At 50.8% G+C, this 15,646-nt stretch carries 11 protein-coding genes and 6 pseudogenes; 9 read left to right on the top strand and 8 right to left on the bottom strand.

Features of this window, described 5'->3' with window-relative positions; translation table 11 throughout:
- On the top strand, nucleotides 1-333 hold a 333-nt coding region (locus tag BHE85_RS25985; protein ID WP_069673577.1), incomplete at its 5' end, for an IS1 family transposase.
- 14 nt (nucleotides 334-347) lie between these two features.
- On the opposite strand, the pseudogene BHE85_RS25980 reads toward BHE85_RS25985, so the two are convergent.
- Nucleotides 348-662, bottom strand: a pseudogene (locus BHE85_RS25980) (hemolysin E); the annotation flags it as partial.
- Nucleotides 663-1,028: 366 nt separating this feature from the next.
- On the opposite strand from BHE85_RS25980, the gene BHE85_RS25975 reads away from it, so the two are divergent.
- On the top strand, nucleotides 1,029-1,448 hold the full coding sequence (locus tag BHE85_RS25975) for a translesion error-prone DNA polymerase V autoproteolytic subunit (protein WP_000897378.1): 420 nt from the start codon (nucleotides 1,029-1,031) through the stop codon (nucleotides 1,446-1,448).
- Nucleotides 1,448-2,715 (top strand): annotated as a pseudogene (umuC, locus tag BHE85_RS25970) (DNA polymerase V catalytic protein). The gene BHE85_RS25975 and the pseudogene umuC overlap by 1 nt, the downstream one beginning before the upstream one ends.
- A gap of 45 nt (nucleotides 2,716-2,760) precedes the next feature.
- Here the strand turns inward: umuC and dsbB are convergent.
- The gene (dsbB, locus tag BHE85_RS25965) at nucleotides 2,761-3,291 is read right to left on the bottom strand and encodes a disulfide bond formation protein DsbB (RefSeq protein ID WP_000943457.1); all 531 of its coding nucleotides are present in this window, start codon (nucleotides 3,289-3,291) and stop codon (nucleotides 2,761-2,763) included.
- A 145-nt stretch (nucleotides 3,292-3,436) separates the two neighbouring features.
- On the bottom strand, nucleotides 3,437-4,978 hold the full coding sequence (gene nhaB, locus BHE85_RS25960) for a Na(+)/H(+) antiporter NhaB (protein ID WP_000406391.1): 1,542 nt from the start codon (nucleotides 4,976-4,978) through the stop codon (nucleotides 3,437-3,439).
- Between the two features lie 221 nt (nucleotides 4,979-5,199).
- Here nhaB and fadR point away from each other — a divergent pair, with 221 nt between their 5' ends.
- Nucleotides 5,200-5,919 carry a fatty acid metabolism transcriptional regulator FadR gene (gene fadR / locus BHE85_RS25955; protein ID WP_000234823.1) on the top strand — a complete coding sequence of 240 codons (720 nt, stop codon included), beginning with the start codon at nucleotides 5,200-5,202 and terminating at the stop codon, nucleotides 5,917-5,919.
- 51 nt (nucleotides 5,920-5,970) lie between these two features.
- Here fadR and BHE85_RS25950 read toward each other — a convergent pair.
- A pseudogene (locus BHE85_RS25950) lies at nucleotides 5,971-7,502 on the bottom strand (SpoVR family protein).
- 329 nt (nucleotides 7,503-7,831) lie between these two features.
- Here BHE85_RS25950 and dadA point away from each other — a divergent pair.
- The 3 genes and pseudogenes from dadA to BHE85_RS28565 form a co-directional block, all read left to right on the top strand.
- Nucleotides 7,832-9,130 carry a D-amino acid dehydrogenase gene (gene dadA / locus BHE85_RS25945; RefSeq protein WP_001266908.1) on the top strand — a complete coding sequence of 433 codons (1,299 nt, stop codon included), beginning with the start codon at nucleotides 7,832-7,834 and terminating at the stop codon, nucleotides 9,128-9,130.
- A gap of 9 nt (nucleotides 9,131-9,139) precedes the next feature.
- A pseudogene (dadX, locus tag BHE85_RS25940) lies at nucleotides 9,140-10,199 on the top strand (catabolic alanine racemase DadX).
- A gap of 311 nt (nucleotides 10,200-10,510) precedes the next feature.
- Nucleotides 10,511-10,651 (top strand): annotated as a pseudogene (locus BHE85_RS28565) (hypothetical protein); the annotation flags it as partial.
- Here BHE85_RS28565 and BHE85_RS25935 read toward each other — a convergent pair.
- Nucleotides 10,586-12,322, bottom strand: coding sequence for a potassium/proton antiporter (locus BHE85_RS25935; protein WP_000340208.1), 1,737 nt, complete (start codon nucleotides 12,320-12,322; stop codon nucleotides 10,586-10,588). The pseudogene BHE85_RS28565 and the gene BHE85_RS25935 overlap by 66 nt on opposite strands.
- Before the next feature lie 94 nt (nucleotides 12,323-12,416).
- Nucleotides 12,417-13,331, bottom strand: a complete 915-nt coding sequence (gene ldcA, locus BHE85_RS25930; protein WP_000051627.1) for a muramoyltetrapeptide carboxypeptidase — start codon at nucleotides 13,329-13,331, stop codon at nucleotides 12,417-12,419.
- 99 nt (nucleotides 13,332-13,430) lie between these two features.
- Here ldcA and emtA point away from each other — a divergent pair, with 99 nt between their 5' ends.
- Nucleotides 13,431-14,042 carry a membrane-bound lytic murein transglycosylase EmtA gene (emtA, locus tag BHE85_RS25925; protein ID WP_001295616.1) on the top strand — a complete coding sequence of 204 codons (612 nt, stop codon included), beginning with the start codon at nucleotides 13,431-13,433 and terminating at the stop codon, nucleotides 14,040-14,042.
- Nucleotide 14,043: 1 nt separating this feature from the next.
- Here emtA and ycgR read toward each other — a convergent pair whose 3' ends face one another.
- Nucleotides 14,044-14,778 (bottom strand): flagellar brake protein YcgR, encoded by a 735-nt coding sequence (gene ycgR, locus BHE85_RS25920; RefSeq protein ID WP_000020161.1) that lies wholly within the window; start codon nucleotides 14,776-14,778, stop codon nucleotides 14,044-14,046.
- Nucleotides 14,779-14,978: 200 nt separating this feature from the next.
- Between ycgR and BHE85_RS25915 the strand changes: the two genes are divergently transcribed.
- Complete coding sequence (locus tag BHE85_RS25915) at nucleotides 14,979-15,233, top strand: GlsB/YeaQ/YmgE family stress response membrane protein (protein ID WP_004984624.1); 255 nt, start codon at nucleotides 14,979-14,981, stop codon at nucleotides 15,231-15,233.
- 80 nt (nucleotides 15,234-15,313) lie between these two features.
- On the opposite strand, the pseudogene BHE85_RS25910 reads toward BHE85_RS25915, so the two are convergent.
- Nucleotides 15,314-15,646 (bottom strand): annotated as a pseudogene (locus BHE85_RS25910) (IS1-like element IS1X2 family transposase); the annotation flags it as partial.

Below are 15,646 nucleotides of genomic sequence, written 5' to 3'. Positions count from 1 at the left end.
TGGCTGTTTTACGCGTATGACAGGATACGGAGGACGGTTGTGGCGCACGTCTTCGGTGAACGCACTCTGGCCACACTGGAGCGTCTTCTGAGCCTGCTGCCGGCCTTTGAGGTCGTGGTATGGATGACGGATGGCTGGCCGCTGTATGAATCACGCCTGAAGGGAAAGCTGCACGTTATCAGCAAGCGTTACACTCAGCGCATTGAGCGACATAATCTGAATCTGAGACAACATCTGGCAAGGCTGGGACGGAAGTCACTGTTGTTCTCAAAATCGGTGGAGCTGCATGACAAGGTCATCGGGCATTATCTGAACATAAAACACTATCAGTAAGTTGGAGTCATTACCTCATCAAATAGCAAAATATACGCTGCGAGCAATTGCGTCGCAACACCACACCATTCATACACTGTTTGGGTTGCTTCAAAATACTTATCCTGGCTATCCATAAGTAAGGTTTTAATATCGCCGACTAAAACGGAGGCTGCCTGTGAATACTCCTGTTTAAAGCGACTTAACTCTTTTATGGTTTCATCAAAGGTCTGCCAGGGGATGACCTGATCGAGATATTTATTATAAAGATCTAATGCTCCATCTGCGGTTTCGATTGCGTTTTTAACTACTTCTACCATTTTATCTGCAACGATTTCAGTCATAATCATTCGCCTCTTTAAATATATAAATTGTAATGAAACTCCTGTTTTACAACTATTAATAAATTTTACTTCATCTAATTCATAGTTAGCCGGGTGGGATGCGTCAATGTCTTTATTTCTATTAATATGATAAATATCAAACAATGTTTAATGTCATTATGGCGAATGCTTCTATTCTATTTTTTTGCCGGGTGATATTTTTCATTTCTGCTGGATGAGCGTCGTCGCCAGAAGGCCACGTGAGCACAGGATAAGAGAACGAAAAATCAGCAGTCTATACAGCGACAAATATTGATAGCCTGAATCAGTATTGATCTGCTGGCAAGAATAGACTACTGTATATAAAAACAGTATAACTTCAGGCAGATTATTATGTTGTTTATCAAGCCTGCGGATCTCCGCGAAATTGTGACTTTTCCGCTATTTAGCGATCTTGTTCAGTGTGGCTTTCCTTCACCGGCAGCAGATTACGTCGAACAGCGCATCGATCTGAATCAACTGTTGATCCAGCATCCCAGCGCGACTTACTTCGTCAAAGCAAGTGGTGATTCTATGATTGATGGTGGAATTAGTGACGGTGATTTACTGATTGTCGATAGCGCTATTACCGCCAGCCATGGTGATATTGTCATCGCTGCTGTTGACGGCGAGTTTACGGTGAAAAAATTGCAACTACGCCCGACGGTACAGCTTATTCCCATGAACAGTGCGTACTCGCCCATTACCATCAGTAGCGAAGATACGCTGGATGTCTTTGGTGTGGTGATCCACGTCGTTAAGGCGATGCGCTGATGTTTGCTCTCTGTGATGTAAACGCGTTTTATGCCAGCTGTGAGACGGTGTTTCGCCCTGATTTATGGGGTAAACCGGTGGTTGTACTATCGAATAATGACGGTTGCGTTATCGCCCGAAACGCTGAGGCAAAGGCGCTGGGTGTTAAAATGGGCGATCCCTGGTTCAAACAAAAAGATCTGTTTCGTCGCTGTGGTGTGGTTTGCTTTAGCAGCAATTATGAGCTTTACGCAGACATGAGCAATCGGGTTATGTCGACGCTGGAAGAACTATCGCCCCGCGTCGAGATTTACAGTATTGATGAGGCATTCTGCGATCTGACAGGTGTGCGTAATTGTCGCGATCTGACTGATTTTGGCAGAGAAATTCGCGCAACGGTGCTACAACGTACCCATCTTACTGTTGGTGTGGGGATCGCCCAGACCAAAACGCTGGCTAAGCTTGCCAATCATGCGGCAAAAAAATGGCAGCGGCAGACGGGGGGGTGGTGGATTTATCAAATCTGGAACGCCAGCGTAAATTAATGTCTGCTCTCCCCGTGGATGACGTCTGGGGGATTGGACGGCGGATCAGCAAAAAACTGGACGCGATGGGGATCAAAACCGTTCTTGATTTGGCGGATACAGATATCCGGTTTATCCGTAAACATTTTAATGTCGTGCTCGAAAGAACGGTGCGTGAACTGCGCGGTGAACCCTGTTTGCAACTGGAAGAATTTGCACCGACAAAGCAGGAAATTATCTGTTCCCGCTCGTTTGGTGAACGTATCACGGATTATACGTCGATGCGGCAGGCCATTTGTAGTTACGCTGCCCGGGCGGCGGAAAAACTTCGCAGTGAGCATCAATATTGTCGGTTTATCTCCACATTTATTAAGACGTCACCATTTGCGCTCAATGAACCTTATTACGGCAATAGCGCGTCGGTAAAACTGCTGACGCCCACTCAGGACAGCAGGGATATCATTAACGCCGCTACGCGATCTCTGGATGCCATCTGGCAAGCGGGCCATCGCTACCAAAAAGCGGGCGTGATGCTGGGGGATTTCTTCAGTCAGGGAGTCGCGCAGCTCAATTTATTCGATGACAACGCACCGCGCCCCGGGAGTGAGCAATTGATGACGGTAATGGATACACTGAATGCTAAAGAGGGCAGAGGAACACTCTATTTTGCCGGGCAGGGGATCCAACAACAATGGCAGATGAAGCGAGCCATGCTTTCACCACGTTATACAACGCGAAGTTCTGATTTACTGCGGGTCAAATAAATATAGCGGCAGGAAAAAAGTGCTCCCGCAGGAGCGCCGAATGGATTAGCGACCGAACAGATCACGTTTTTTCGCTTTAAACGGCTGGGAAATCATCACCAGCACCGCGACAATCAGGTAAGCGATAAAAATACCGAGCAGCCACTGCGGCATTTCCAGACCTAAAAAATCCCACTGACGCTCGGCGCAATCGCCAGAGGCGACAAACACTTGCGGCACCCATTTATCCAGCGGCAGCCATTCCGGGAAACGAACCATAAAATCACAGGTGGCAAACGGCGAAGGATAGAGCTGAAGCATGGTGTGCTCGTAAGTTAACTGCACACCGCGGAACGCACTATACAACCAGATAACCATCGCTACATAACGCAGCGGAGTTTTCGGGGCGATCGCGCCAATCAGCGCAGCACCCAGAACGCCGAATAACGCGCAGCGTTCATAAATACAGAGCACGCAAGGTTTCAGTAACATCACATGCTGGAACCACAGCGCCGTCAGTTCCAGTGCCAGAGCAGTAAACGCCATCAACAGCCACGCGCCCCGGCCTTGTGAACATTGGTTCAAAAATCGCAACATAATCATTTCCCTGCAATATGCATAGAGTGCGCAGTTTAAACCAATTCATTCGCTGCGCCACCAGGAGGCAGCAAAAATAGGACGCAATTGGACAATTATCGGGCGAAAAGGCAAACCGGGCATTTATATGCCCGGTAAGTTGTTATCAAAGCGTTGCTATCCAGCCCATTTGCATAAACCATTCGGTTACAGGGGCAAGCGTAAACTCGACGCAGAGCAGCCCGACGAGTGTCAGGACGAGGGTGTAAGGCAGGGCCATCCACACCATGCGGCCATAAGAGAGGCGAATCAATGGCGCGAGTGCAGAGGTCAGCAGGAACAGGAACGCAGCCTGACCGTTCGGCGTAGCGACAGAGGGCAGATTGGTACCGGTATTAATGGCGACCGCCAGCAGCTCGTATTGCTTCAACGTGATAGCGCCACTTTCCATTGCCGCTTTCGCTTCGTTGATATAAATCGTCCCCACGAAGACGTTATCCGAAATGGATGACAGCAGACCGTTGAAAATATAGAACAACGACAGCTGAGCATGTTCCGATGCCTGCAACACAAACTGAATAATCGGCGAAAACAGTTGTTGGTCGATAATCACCGCGACTACCGAGAAAAACACCGTCAACAGTGCGGTGAATGGCAGAGATTCGGTGAAGGCTTTACCGATAGCATGTTCATCGGTGACACCGGTCAATGATGTCGCCAGAATAATGACCGACAAACCAATCAAGCCAACCTCCGCCAGATGCAACGCCAGCGCAGTCACCAGCCAGACGCCGATAATCGCCTGGACAATCAGACGGATTTTATCCTGACGGGTACGCTGGTGGCGGCTTTGATCGTCAAACTGTTGCAACACTTCGCGGACTTTCTCCGGCAGCGTTTCACCGTAGCCAAACCAACGCAGCTTCTCTACCAGCAGGCAGGTTAACAGGCCACAAATCAGAACCGGAACGGTCACCGGCGACATGCGCAGGAAGAAATCGCCAAAATGCCAGCCAGCCGCTTTAGCGATGATCAGGTTCTGTGGTTCGCCCACCATGGTCATTACGCCGCCTAATGCGGTGCCGACACCGGCATGCATCATCAGGCTACGCAGAAAGCCACGGAACTGTTCCAGAACCACTTTGTAATGCTTGTCGATATGACTATCGTCTTGCAGGTCGGTATCTTCAGTACGGGAAGAGGCTACGCGGTGATAAATACCATAAAAACCGACTGCAACGCTGATCACCACCGCCACGACGGTTAAGGCATCGAGGAACGCGGAGAGGAACGCCGCCGCCACGCAAAAAGAGAGCGACAGCAGCATTTTGGAACGAATGCTTAACAGCAAACGGGTAAATATGAACAGCAATAGCTGTTTCATAAAATAGATACCCGCCACCATAAACATCAGTAACAGCAAGACTTCAAGATTTGCCGCCACCTCTTCACGGACGTGTTCCGCGCTGGTCATGCCGATGAATACCGCTTCAATAGCCAACAGACCACCGGGGAGTAGCGGGTAGCATTTCAGGGCCATCGCCAGAGTGAAAATAAATTCCGCTACCAGCAACCAGCCAGCGACGAAAGGGCTGATGAGGAAAATTAACGGATTTACGATTAAGAAAATGATGAGGGCGAGTTTGTACCAGTCGGGGGACTGGCCCAAAAAATTGCGCCATAGCGCGCGGCCCCAGGAGATCTCCATGATGGTTTCCCTTACCTTACAAATAATCAATGATGTTTTTATGTTTAAACGCAAAGCTTAACGGTCAGGCAGGAGTGAGGCAAGTCTTGATAGTCAAGGGGAAAGAGATGCGGAAAATGAAGCCTTGATCCCTTTTTTCTTCTTTTTGTCTGCTATCAGCGTAGTTAGCCCTCTGGTATGATGAGTCCAACTTTGTTTTGCTGTGTTATGGAAATCTCACTATGGTCATTAAGGCGCAAAGCCCGGCGGGTTTCGCGGAAGAGTACATTATTGAAAGTATCTGGAATAACCGCTTCCCTCCCGGGACTATTTTGCCCGCAGAACGTGAACTTTCAGAATTAATTGGCGTAACGCGTACTACGTTACGTGAAGTGTTACAGCGTCTGGCACGAGATGGCTGGTTGACCATTCAACATGGCAAGCCGACGAAGGTGAATAATTTCTGGGAAACCTCTGGTTTAAATATCCTTGAAACACTGGCGCGACTGGATCACGAAAGTGTGCCGCAGCTTATTGATAATTTGCTGTCGGTGCGTACCAATATTTCCACTATTTTTATTCGCACCGCGTTTCGTCAGCATCCCGATAAAGCGCAGGAAGTGCTGGCTACCGCTAATGAAGTGGCCGATCACGCCGATGCCTTTGCCGAGCTGGATTACAACATATTCCGCGGCCTGGCGTTTGCTTCCGGCAACCCGATTTACGGTCTGATCCTTAACGGGATGAAAGGGCTGTATACGCGCATTGGTCGTCACTATTTCGCCAATCCGGAAGCGCGCAGTCTGGCGCTGGGCTTCTACCACAAACTGTCGGCGTTGTGCAGTGAAGGCGCGCACGATCAGGTGTACGAAACAGTGCGTCGCTATGGGCATGAGAGTGGCGAGATTTGGCACCGGATGCAGAAAAATCTGCCGGGTGATTTAGCCATTCAGGGGCGATAATCCCTTCCGTTTAAAAAGCAAACCCCTCAAACGAGGGGTTTTTTGTTGTTTTTACAGATTTCCCATTCTTGGCGGGCAACGTTCCAGCAACTCGACGCTGCCATCTTCGTTTTGCTGTTCCAGCATCACATCAAATCCCCACAGGCGATGCACATGCTTCAGCACTTCTTTGCGCCCCCGATCCAGCGGTGCGCGATTATGTGGAATGTAACGCAGCGTCAGCGAACGGTCGCCGCGCAAATCCACGTTCCAGATCTGAATATTCGGCTCCAGATTACTTAAGTTATATTGCGACGATAACCGGTTACGGATCTCCCGATAACCTTCTTCATTATGAATAGCGGAAATCTCCAGATAATTATGCCGATCGTCATCCAGCACGGTGAAGAAGCGGAAATCACGCATCACTTTCGGTGACAGAAACTGGCTGATAAAACTCTCATCTTTGAAATCACGCATCGCGAAATGCAGCGTTTCCAGCCAGTCGGAACCGGCGATATCCGGGAACCAGTATTTGTCTTCTTCCGTTGGCGACTGACAAATCCGTTTAATATCCTGGAACATGGCGAACCCGAGGGCATACGGGTTGATGCCGCTGTACCACGGGCTGTTATAGGGGGGCTGGAAGACCACATTGGTGTGGCTGTGCAAAAACTCCAGCATAAAACGTTCCGTTACTTTCCCTTCATCATACAGATGGTTAAGGATGGTGTAGTGCCAGAAGGTGGCCCAGCCTTCGTTCATCACCTGAGTCTGTTTTTGCGGATAAAAATACTGGCTCACCTTACGCACAATACGCAGGATTTCACGCTGCCATGATTCCAGCAGTGGCGCATTTTTCTCCATAAAATAGAGCAGGTTTTCTTGTGGTTCGGACGGATAGCGGCGCGCTTCAGCAACCGTTTTCTCTTCCTCGCGCTTCGGCAGGGTACGCCAGAGCATATTGACCTGACTTTGTAGATACTCTTCGCGACTTTTCTGCCGGGCTTTCTCTTCTTGCAGCGAGATTTTTTGCGGGCGTTTGTACCGGTCCACGCCGTAGTTCATCAGCGCGTGGCACGAGTCCAGAAGCCGTTCTACTTCATCCACGCCATAACGTTCTTCGCACTCGGTAATATATTTACGGGCAAAAATCAGATAATCGACAATCGAACTGGCGTCGGTCCAACTGCGGAATAAGTAATTGTTTTTAAAGAAAGAGTTATGCCCATAGCAGGCGTGTGCCATCACCAGCGCTTGCATGGTAATGGTGTTCTCTTCCATCAGGTAAGCGATACACGGGTTAGAGTTAATGACGATTTCATAGGCCAGTCCTTGCTGACCGTGCTTATACAGCCGTTCAGTCTCGATAAACTTTTTACCGAATGACCAGTGCGGATAGTTAATTGGCATGCGACGCTGGAGTAGGCATCCATCATCTGTTCTGAGGTTATCACTTCAATCTGGTGCGGGTAGGTATCCAGCCGGTAGAGTTTCGCCACCCGGTCTATCTCTGCCAGATAAACATCCAGCAGGTCGAACGTCCAGTCGGGTCCATCGCTCAACCGTGTGGTGTCCTTATTCATAGAATCGATCGTCGCCATACGCGCACCTCATTGTTGTCGGCGCTCTCTGTGTGGAGCACCTCATTTCAAGCATAGAACACCTGTTAAAAACCGCGTCGCCGGAGAATTTTTTTCTTTGCGATTTCTTATTATCAGAGTGCCACTAATCCGCTTCTGAACGGAATTTTATGCTGGATAAAAAGGGCGTTCAGCAGGAGATACTAAAGACGCCATATTGCCGCAGAGTCAGGGAGATGTGAGCCAGCTCACCATAAAAAAGCTGTATGTTGAATAATATTTTCAACTGAGTTATCAAGATGTAATTAGATTATTATTCTTTTACTGTATCTACCGTTATCGGAGTGGCTATGCGAGTTGTCATACTGGGAAGTGGTGTGGTAGGCGTTGCCAGCGCCTGGTACTTAAATCAGGCAGGACATGAGGTCACCGTCATTGATCGGGAGCCGGGGGCCGCCCTGGAAACCAGCGCCGCGAATGCCGGGCAAATCTCCCCCGGATATGCTGCACCGTGGGCGGCACCAGGTGTGCCTTTAAAAGCGATCAAATGGATGTTCCAGCGCCATGCGCCGCTGGCGGTTCGTCTCGACGGTACGCAGTTTCAGTTGAAATGGATGTGGCAAATGTTACGTAACTGCGACACCAGCCACTACATGGAAAACAAAGGGCGGATGGTGCGTCTGGCGGAATACAGCCGTGATTGCCTGAAAGCATTGCGCGCCGAAACCAATATTCAGTATGAAGGGCGTCAGGGTGGGACGCTGCAACTGTTCCGTACCGAACAACAGTATGAAAATGCGACCCGCGATATCGCCGTGCTGGAAGATGCCGGCGTACCGTATCAGCTGCTGGAATCCAGCCGCCTGGCGGAAGTGGAGCCAGCGCTGGCAGAAGTAGCGCACAAACTGACGGGTGGTCTGCAACTGCCCAATGATGAAACCGGAGACTGCCAGCTGTTTACCCAGAATCTGGCGCGGATGGCAGAGCAGGCGGGGGTTAAATTCCGCTTTAATACGCCCGTTGACCAACTGCTTTGCGACGGCGAGCAAATCTACGGCGTGAAGTGTGGCGATGAAGTGATTAAGGCCGATGCGTATGTGATGGCGTTTGGTTCTTACTCGACGGCGATGCTCAAAGGCATTGTTGATATTCCGGTGTATCCGCTGAAAGGCTACTCGCTGACTATTCCAATTGCGCAGGAAGATGGTGCGCCAGTATCCACCATTCTTGATGAAACCTACAAAATCGCCATTACCCGTTTCGATAACCGCATTCGTGTTGGCGGAATGGCGGAAATTGTTGGTTTTAACACCGAGCTGTTGCAACCGCGTCGTGAAACGCTGGAAATGGTGGTTCGCGATCTCTATCCACGCGGCGGTCATGTCGAGCAGGCGACTTTCTGGACGGGTTTGCGCCCGATGACGCCAGACGGTACGCCGGTTGTCGGGCGTACACGCTTTAAAAATCTGTGGCTGAATACCGGTCACGGCACGCTCGGCTGGACGATGGCTTGCGGTTCCGGTCAGTTGTTAAGCGATCTGCTCTCTGGTCGCACGCCAGCGATCCCATATGAGGATCTAAGCGTAGCGCGCTACAGCCGTGGATTTACGCCATCACGTCCGGGCCATTTACATGGCGCACACAGCTAAGGAAACGAGATGACCCGTCCGATACAGGCCAGCCTCGATCTGCAGGCATTAAAACAGAATCTGTCCATTGTCCGCCAGGCCGCGCCGCACGCGGGTGGTAAAAGCGAACGCTTACGGGCATGGTATTGAGCGTATCTGGAGCGCGCTCGGGGCCACCGATGGCTTTGCATTACTTAACCTGGAAGAGGCAATAACGTTACGTGAGCGCGGCTGGAAGGGGCCGATCCTGATGCTGGAAGGATTTTTCCATGCTCAGGATCTGGAGATTTATGACCAGCACCGCCTGACCACCTGCGTACACAGCAACTGGCAGCTCAAAGCACTGCAAAATGCGCGGCTAAAAGCACCGTTGGATATTTATCTTAAAGTGAACAGTGGGATGAATCGGTTGGGCTTCCAGCCCGATCGCGTGCTTACCGTCTGGCAGCAGTTGCGGGCAATGGCGAATGTTGGCGAGATGATCCTGATGTCGCATTTTGCCGAAGCGGAACATCCTGATGGAATTTCCAGCGCGATGGCGCGTATTGAGCAGGCGGCGGAAGGGCTGGAGTGTCGGCGTTCGTTGTCCAATTCGGCGGCGACTCTGTGGCACCCGGAAGCGCATTTTGACTGGGTTCGGCCTGGCATTATTTTGTATGGCGCTTCGCCGTCCGGTCAGTGGCGTGATATCGCCAATACCGGATTACGTCCGGTGATGACGCTAAGCAGTGAGATTATTGGTGTCCAGACGCTAAAAGCGGGTGAGCGTGTGGGCTACGGCGGTCGCTATACTGCGCGCGATGAACAGCGAATCGGCATTGTCGCCGCAGGGTACGCCGACGGTTATCCGCGCCACGCGCCTACCGGTACCCCTGTTTTAGTGGACGGCGTGCGCACCATGACGGTGGGGACCGTCTCGATGGATATGCTGGCGGTCGATTTAACGCCTTGCCCGCAGGCGGGTATTGGTACGCCGGTTGAGCTGTGGGGCAAGGAGATCAAAATTGATGATGTCGCCGCCGCTGCCGGAACGGTGGGCTATGAGTTGATGTGCGCGCTGGCGCTACGCGTCCCGGTTGTGACGGTGTAACTTGTTGTAAGCCGGATCGGAGGCAACGTCTTCTGGGTGCAAAAAAAATCATCCATCCGGCTGGTCAGCAACTGTAGTTGTTAATGTGACAGAGCCATTGCCCATGATAGTGTCCATTAAAAGGATGGACACTATTTCCCCGGAACCTGAACTCACCGCACAGGCGTTCTACATAAAACGCTTACGCTTCATTGTTGACTCGGAGTCGACTTCAGATAAATCACGCTTTACCCTTGATGGAGCCTGTACATAGATTTGTGTAATTGCCTGATTTTGATATGTTCAATTCAACATCAAATGAAGGTTAAATTATGGACGACAAACAATTGCAGGCTCAGGCTGCGTTCAGCAAAGCATCGCAACCGGCGATAGATGCTTCATTAAATTTAAGATTCAGCTTCCTCTTCAGCCACCCGTACGCCAATCTTCAACACTTCATTATCTTCTTTCTCGGCCACCGTCCAGATCATCCCGGCAAACTCTACCTGGTCACCGACAACCGGTGCCGTGCCTAACAACTGCTGGACAATTTCACCCAGCGTTTGCTGCTTATCACGATATTCTCGCCCGTCTTCCAGGCCATATATCAGCGCAACATCAGCATATTTGGCGCTGGCTTCGAGAATGAAGTCACCAAAGAAGCGTTGATCCAGCGCGACCGGCGGCGACTGGCTGAACAGTTTACCGAGCGCCGGAAGATCGCGTTCCCGACCAATTACACACAACACATCGCCTTCGCGCAGTCGGGTGCTGCCGGTAGGATGAAGCAACTGGTTATCACGAAACAGTGCCGCAATACGCGTCTCTTTTGGCATATGCAAATCGCGCAGTGCCGCGCCCACGCACCATTTATCGGCACTCAATTGATAAACAAACTGCTCCCACGGATTTTCCGGATGAATATCCAGGCCAACGCGTGACACCGGACGTCCCACTGGCGGAACCACCACTTTGGCTTTTTTAGCCGCCCACGAGAGTGATGTTCCCTGCAAGAGCAGTGAAACCAGAACCACAAAGAAGGCGACATTAAAGAACAGACGTGCATTCTCCAGCCCCGCCATCATCGGGAACACGGCCAGGATGATTGGCACCGCGCCGCGTAATCCTACCCAGCTGATAAACACGCGCTCACGCAGATTGAAACCGCGGAAGGGGAGCAATCCAGCAAATACCGAAAGGGGACGGGCGAAGAATATCATCCATGCCGACAAAATTAGCGCCGGAATGGCAATAGGCAGCAGATCGCTTGGGTTAACCAATAGCCCCAGCACCAGGAACATGGCGATTTGCGCCAGCCAGGCGAGGCCGTCGAAATTTTGCAGGATGCCGTAGCGGTTGCGAATCGGCCGATTACCCAGCAGAAAACCGCACAGATAAACAGCCAGAATACCGCTGCCTTCCAGCGCCGTGGTTAAAGCAAAAATTAAAATACCGCCGCTTAATGCCAGCAATGGATATAATCCGGCAGGCAGGGCGATGCGATTAATCATTTGCAGCAGTAAATAACCACCGCCAAGTCCGATGACAATCCCGAGGCCAAATTGCTGCAGAATATCGACCACGAACATCCAACTGACACTGCTTTCATGTTGCTGGATCATCGCAATCAGGGTAATCGTCAGAAAGACCGCCATTGGATCATTACTGCCGGATTCAATTTCCAGCGTCGAGCCAACACGTTCGTTAAGCCCCTTACCACCCAGCAGAGAAAAGACCGCTGCAGCATCGGTAGAGCCGACGATAGCGCCGATTAATAAGCCTTCAATCAAATCAAGATTAAACAGCCACGCCGCCATCATGCCGGTTAAACCAGAGGTGATAAGCACGCCCAGCGTCGCCAGCGACAGTGCCGGTCCTAACGCCACACGAAAGGAACTGGCCTGAGTGCGCATCCCGCCGTCGAGCAAAATAATCGCCAGTGCCAGGTTACTTACCATGTAGGCGAAGGGGTAATTATCAAACGGGATACCGCCGACGCCATCGACTCCTGCCAGCATGCCGATCGCCAGAAAAATAACCAGAATAGGAATGCCAAGACGGGAAGAAAATGAACTAAGTAATATACTGCTGGTGACAAGGATGGATCCTAAGATGAAAAGGCTAATTATTGTTGTGGCATCCAACGGTCGGTTACTCCTGATTACGCTGTCTCTTATATAAACCCTACCATATTAGCGGCAGAGACAGCGTTTTACTTAGCCCTGAAGCGTGATTTTTTTACATTTTAAGAACAGGATGACCGCTAATCGTCAACTGAGTGCCTTCCCGGGTGTTATTCAGAATGGCATGTGCGCCCAACGGCAGCGTAACCGTGCGTTGTTCATGACCAAAATCGAGGCCGGTAATGAGTGGAATCGACAGGCGGGAACGCAAAAACGCGGACACTGACTCCAGGTTGTAACCTGCGTCATAATCATTGGGCGTGCTGCCGCTAAAGCTACCGAGAATAATCGCCTTCTGACGTGGCAAAATTCCCGCATGATAGAGCTGCAACAGCATACGTTCGACGCGGAAAGGGTGCTCGTTAATATCTTCCAGTACCAGGATACCGTTCTCAATTTTTGGCATCCACGGTGTACCAATCAGTGAAATCAGCATCGCAAGATTGCCTCCCCACAACGTGCCTTCGGTCTGACATGTCGGGCCTTCCCCTTGCCATTCAATGGTGAAGGTTTTATTGCGTAACGCCAGCCAGAAATGGTGCTCGGTAAAGGCGTTCAGTTCATCCGCACCAAAGTTTGCTACCAGCATGGGGCCGCTAAAGGTGATGACATTGCCTTGCGCCAGAAGACCGCACTGAATGGCGGTAAAATCGCTATGTCCGCAAATGAGTAACGGGTCATGTTGTTGGCGAGCCACCAGTGCCTGCCAGTCAATATCTGCCAGTAAACGACTGGCACCGTAACCGCCGCGTACAGCCAGCACGATGGTGTTGGGTGTAGTCAGTCTGGCAAGGGAATTGAGATCTTCCAGACGCTCCGTTTCCGTACCCGCAAAACGCTCACAACGACGGGCAATAACCTCGACGTTATTGACTTGATGCCCCGCGTCGGTAAGGCGCTGGATACCACGCAGCGCGGCGTGCTGTTTAATGCTGTAACCCGATGGGGCAATTAAGTGAAACAGAGACATGGCAATTCCTTGCTGACAACAGAAACGAAATGTATATCATGCCGCTTAGGTGTGCCGTTGTCACCTCAACGGCGATTCCAGGCTATAAGGATAGAAGAAGTGAAATTGAGATGGTTTGCCTTTTTGATTGTGTTATTAGCGGGTTGTTCATCAAAGCATGACTATACGAACCCGCCGTGGAACGCGAAAGTTCCGGTGCAACGTGCGATGCAGTGGATGCCAATAAGCCAGAAAGCCGGTGCAGCCTGGGGCGTCGATCCACAATTGATCACGGCGATTATCGCTATCGAATCGGGTGGTAATCCGAACGCGGTGAGTAAATCGAATGCCATTGGTTTGATGCAGTTAAAAGCTTCAACCTCCGGACGTGATGTTTATCGCCGTATGGGCTGGAGTGGTGAGCCGACGACCAGCGAGCTGAAAAATCCAGAGCGTAATATTTCAATGGGGGCGGCTTACCTGAATATTCTGGAAACCGGCCCGCTGGCAGGCATTGAAGATCCGAAGGTACTGCAATATGCGCTGGTGGTGTCATACGCTAACGGGGCAGGTGCGCTGCTACGGACTTTCTCGTCAGATCGGAAAAAGGCGATCAGCAAAATCAACGATTTGGATGCTGACGAGTTCCTCGATCACGTAGCGCGCAATCATCCTGCGCCGCAGGCTCCGCGCTATATCTACAAACTTGAGCAGGCACTGGACGCGATGTAAATCAGTCGCGTACTTTGTCCGCTTTCTCCCGGGCTTCCCGCTCGAGAGAGAAAATAATCCGTTGTAATTGCCGCTCCACCGTCGGGCTGACGTTAAGAAAACGGAAGCTCAGACGGGGAGTGGTGATGGTTTCATTCTTGCCATCAATCACTTTGCGCTCGCTGATGGAGATTAACTGGGCGTCAAAGTGAAAAACACCCCATTGCCCCATGTTGACTTCAATCTGAGCGAAGCGCATGCCTTCTTGTAATTCGGCAGGCTTTGCTGTTTCCAGTAATGCGCCCATGCCGCCTAACGACAAATCATACAGGCGGAAACGTAACGTACTGTTATCCGCCAGTTTGGTCTGGCAAAAATAAGGCGGATGGAGTGGGGCGGAGATGCGGAAATATCGGCGTCGTTGTACAAACCATAAGGTGGGAGGCGGTACGGTAATAAATGCCGGAAGCTGCAAGTATTCACTCTGCTGTAGTTGTTCAACAGTAAACTCGACTTTCGCACCCTGAGTTTCGGCGGTAATGGTAATATGCTGCGCCTTTAGCACGGCGATGTTGTCTTCGGCTTGACTGCCGAAATCCAGCACCAGTTTATCCGGGGTTATTGCCAGTATTTTGCTGATCAGCTGCCCGCCATTCCAACTGAGACGCAAAGGAATTGCGGCTTTGTGCAAATCGCGTAACACGCCCAGGACGGCTAACGGATTTTGTTTCAGGAACTGCTCATGGTAATGACTCACGCGGAAAAACTCCTGACTGACAAACTGTCTTTGGTTTATCGGTCACAGTTAACAAAACTTAATACAAATGCGTGAATATTTTTTACATGTTGTTCTTAAATCAGCCGACATACGCCCAGCATCGATCCCGCCCTTGCCTATACTTAGAGCGTTGACGTAAGCATTTCTTGCGTCCGATTCATCGAAACGAGGGCTTGAACATGGGAATTATTGCCTGGATTATTTTTGGCCTGATAGCCGGCATTATCGCCAAGCTAATCATGCCGGGGCGTGATGGTGGTGGATTTTTCCAGACCTGTATTCTCGGGATAGTCGGTGCGGTGGTCGGCGGCTGGCTGGCGACCATGTTTGGCATTGGCGGCTCCATCAGCGGTTTTAATTTGCACAGCTTCCTGGTGGCGGTGGTGGGAGCTATTCTCGTTCTGGGCTTATTCCGCCTGCTGCGAAGAGAATAAGATTTTCATAAGGCGGATAGCGATACAGATGCCGCTATCCGCTTTTCACATCAGAACGTATATTCGGTAATGACTCCAACTTACTGATAGTGTTTTATGTTCAGATAATGCCCGATGACCTTGTCATGCAGCTCCACCGATTTTGAGAACGACAGTGACTTCCGTCCCAGCCTTGCCAGATGTTGTCTCAGATTCAGATTATGTCGCTCAATGCGCTGAGTGTAACGCTTGCTGATAACGTGCAGCTTTCCCTTCAGGCGTGATTCATACAGCGGCCAGCCATCCGTCATCCATACCACGACCTCAAAGGCCGACAGCAGGCTCAGAAGACGCTCCAGTGTGGCCAGAGTGCGTTCACCGAAGACGTGCGCCACAACCGTCCTCCGTATCCTGTCATACGCGTAAAACAGCCA

This window comes from Shigella sp. FC1567, from assembly GCF_001743015.1.
Taxonomy (GTDB): Bacteria; Pseudomonadota; Gammaproteobacteria; order Enterobacterales; family Enterobacteriaceae; genus Escherichia; species Escherichia coli.
This window is presented reverse-complemented; position numbering and strand designations above follow the sequence as displayed.

What these genes read in the sequence shown, in the direction of transcription:
- nhaB (WP_000406391.1), bottom strand. Translation starts at nt 4,978, where the DNA reads ATGGAGATCTCCTGGGGCCGCGCGCTATGGCGCAATTTTTTGGGCCAG.
- fadR (WP_000234823.1), top strand. Translation starts at nt 5,200, where the DNA reads ATGGTCATTAAGGCGCAAAGCCCGGCGGGTTTCGCGGAAGAGTACATT.
- BHE85_RS25975 (WP_000897378.1), top strand. Translation starts at nt 1,029, where the DNA reads ATGTTGTTTATCAAGCCTGCGGATCTCCGCGAAATTGTGACTTTTCCG.
- ldcA (WP_000051627.1), bottom strand. Translation starts at nt 13,331, where the DNA reads ATGTCTCTGTTTCACTTAATTGCCCCATCGGGTTACAGCATTAAACAG.
- dsbB (WP_000943457.1), bottom strand. Translation starts at nt 3,291, where the DNA reads ATGTTGCGATTTTTGAACCAATGTTCACAAGGCCGGGGCGCGTGGCTG.
- dadA (WP_001266908.1), top strand. Translation starts at nt 7,832, where the DNA reads ATGCGAGTTGTCATACTGGGAAGTGGTGTGGTAGGCGTTGCCAGCGCC.
- BHE85_RS25915 (WP_004984624.1), top strand. Translation starts at nt 14,979, where the DNA reads ATGGGAATTATTGCCTGGATTATTTTTGGCCTGATAGCCGGCATTATC.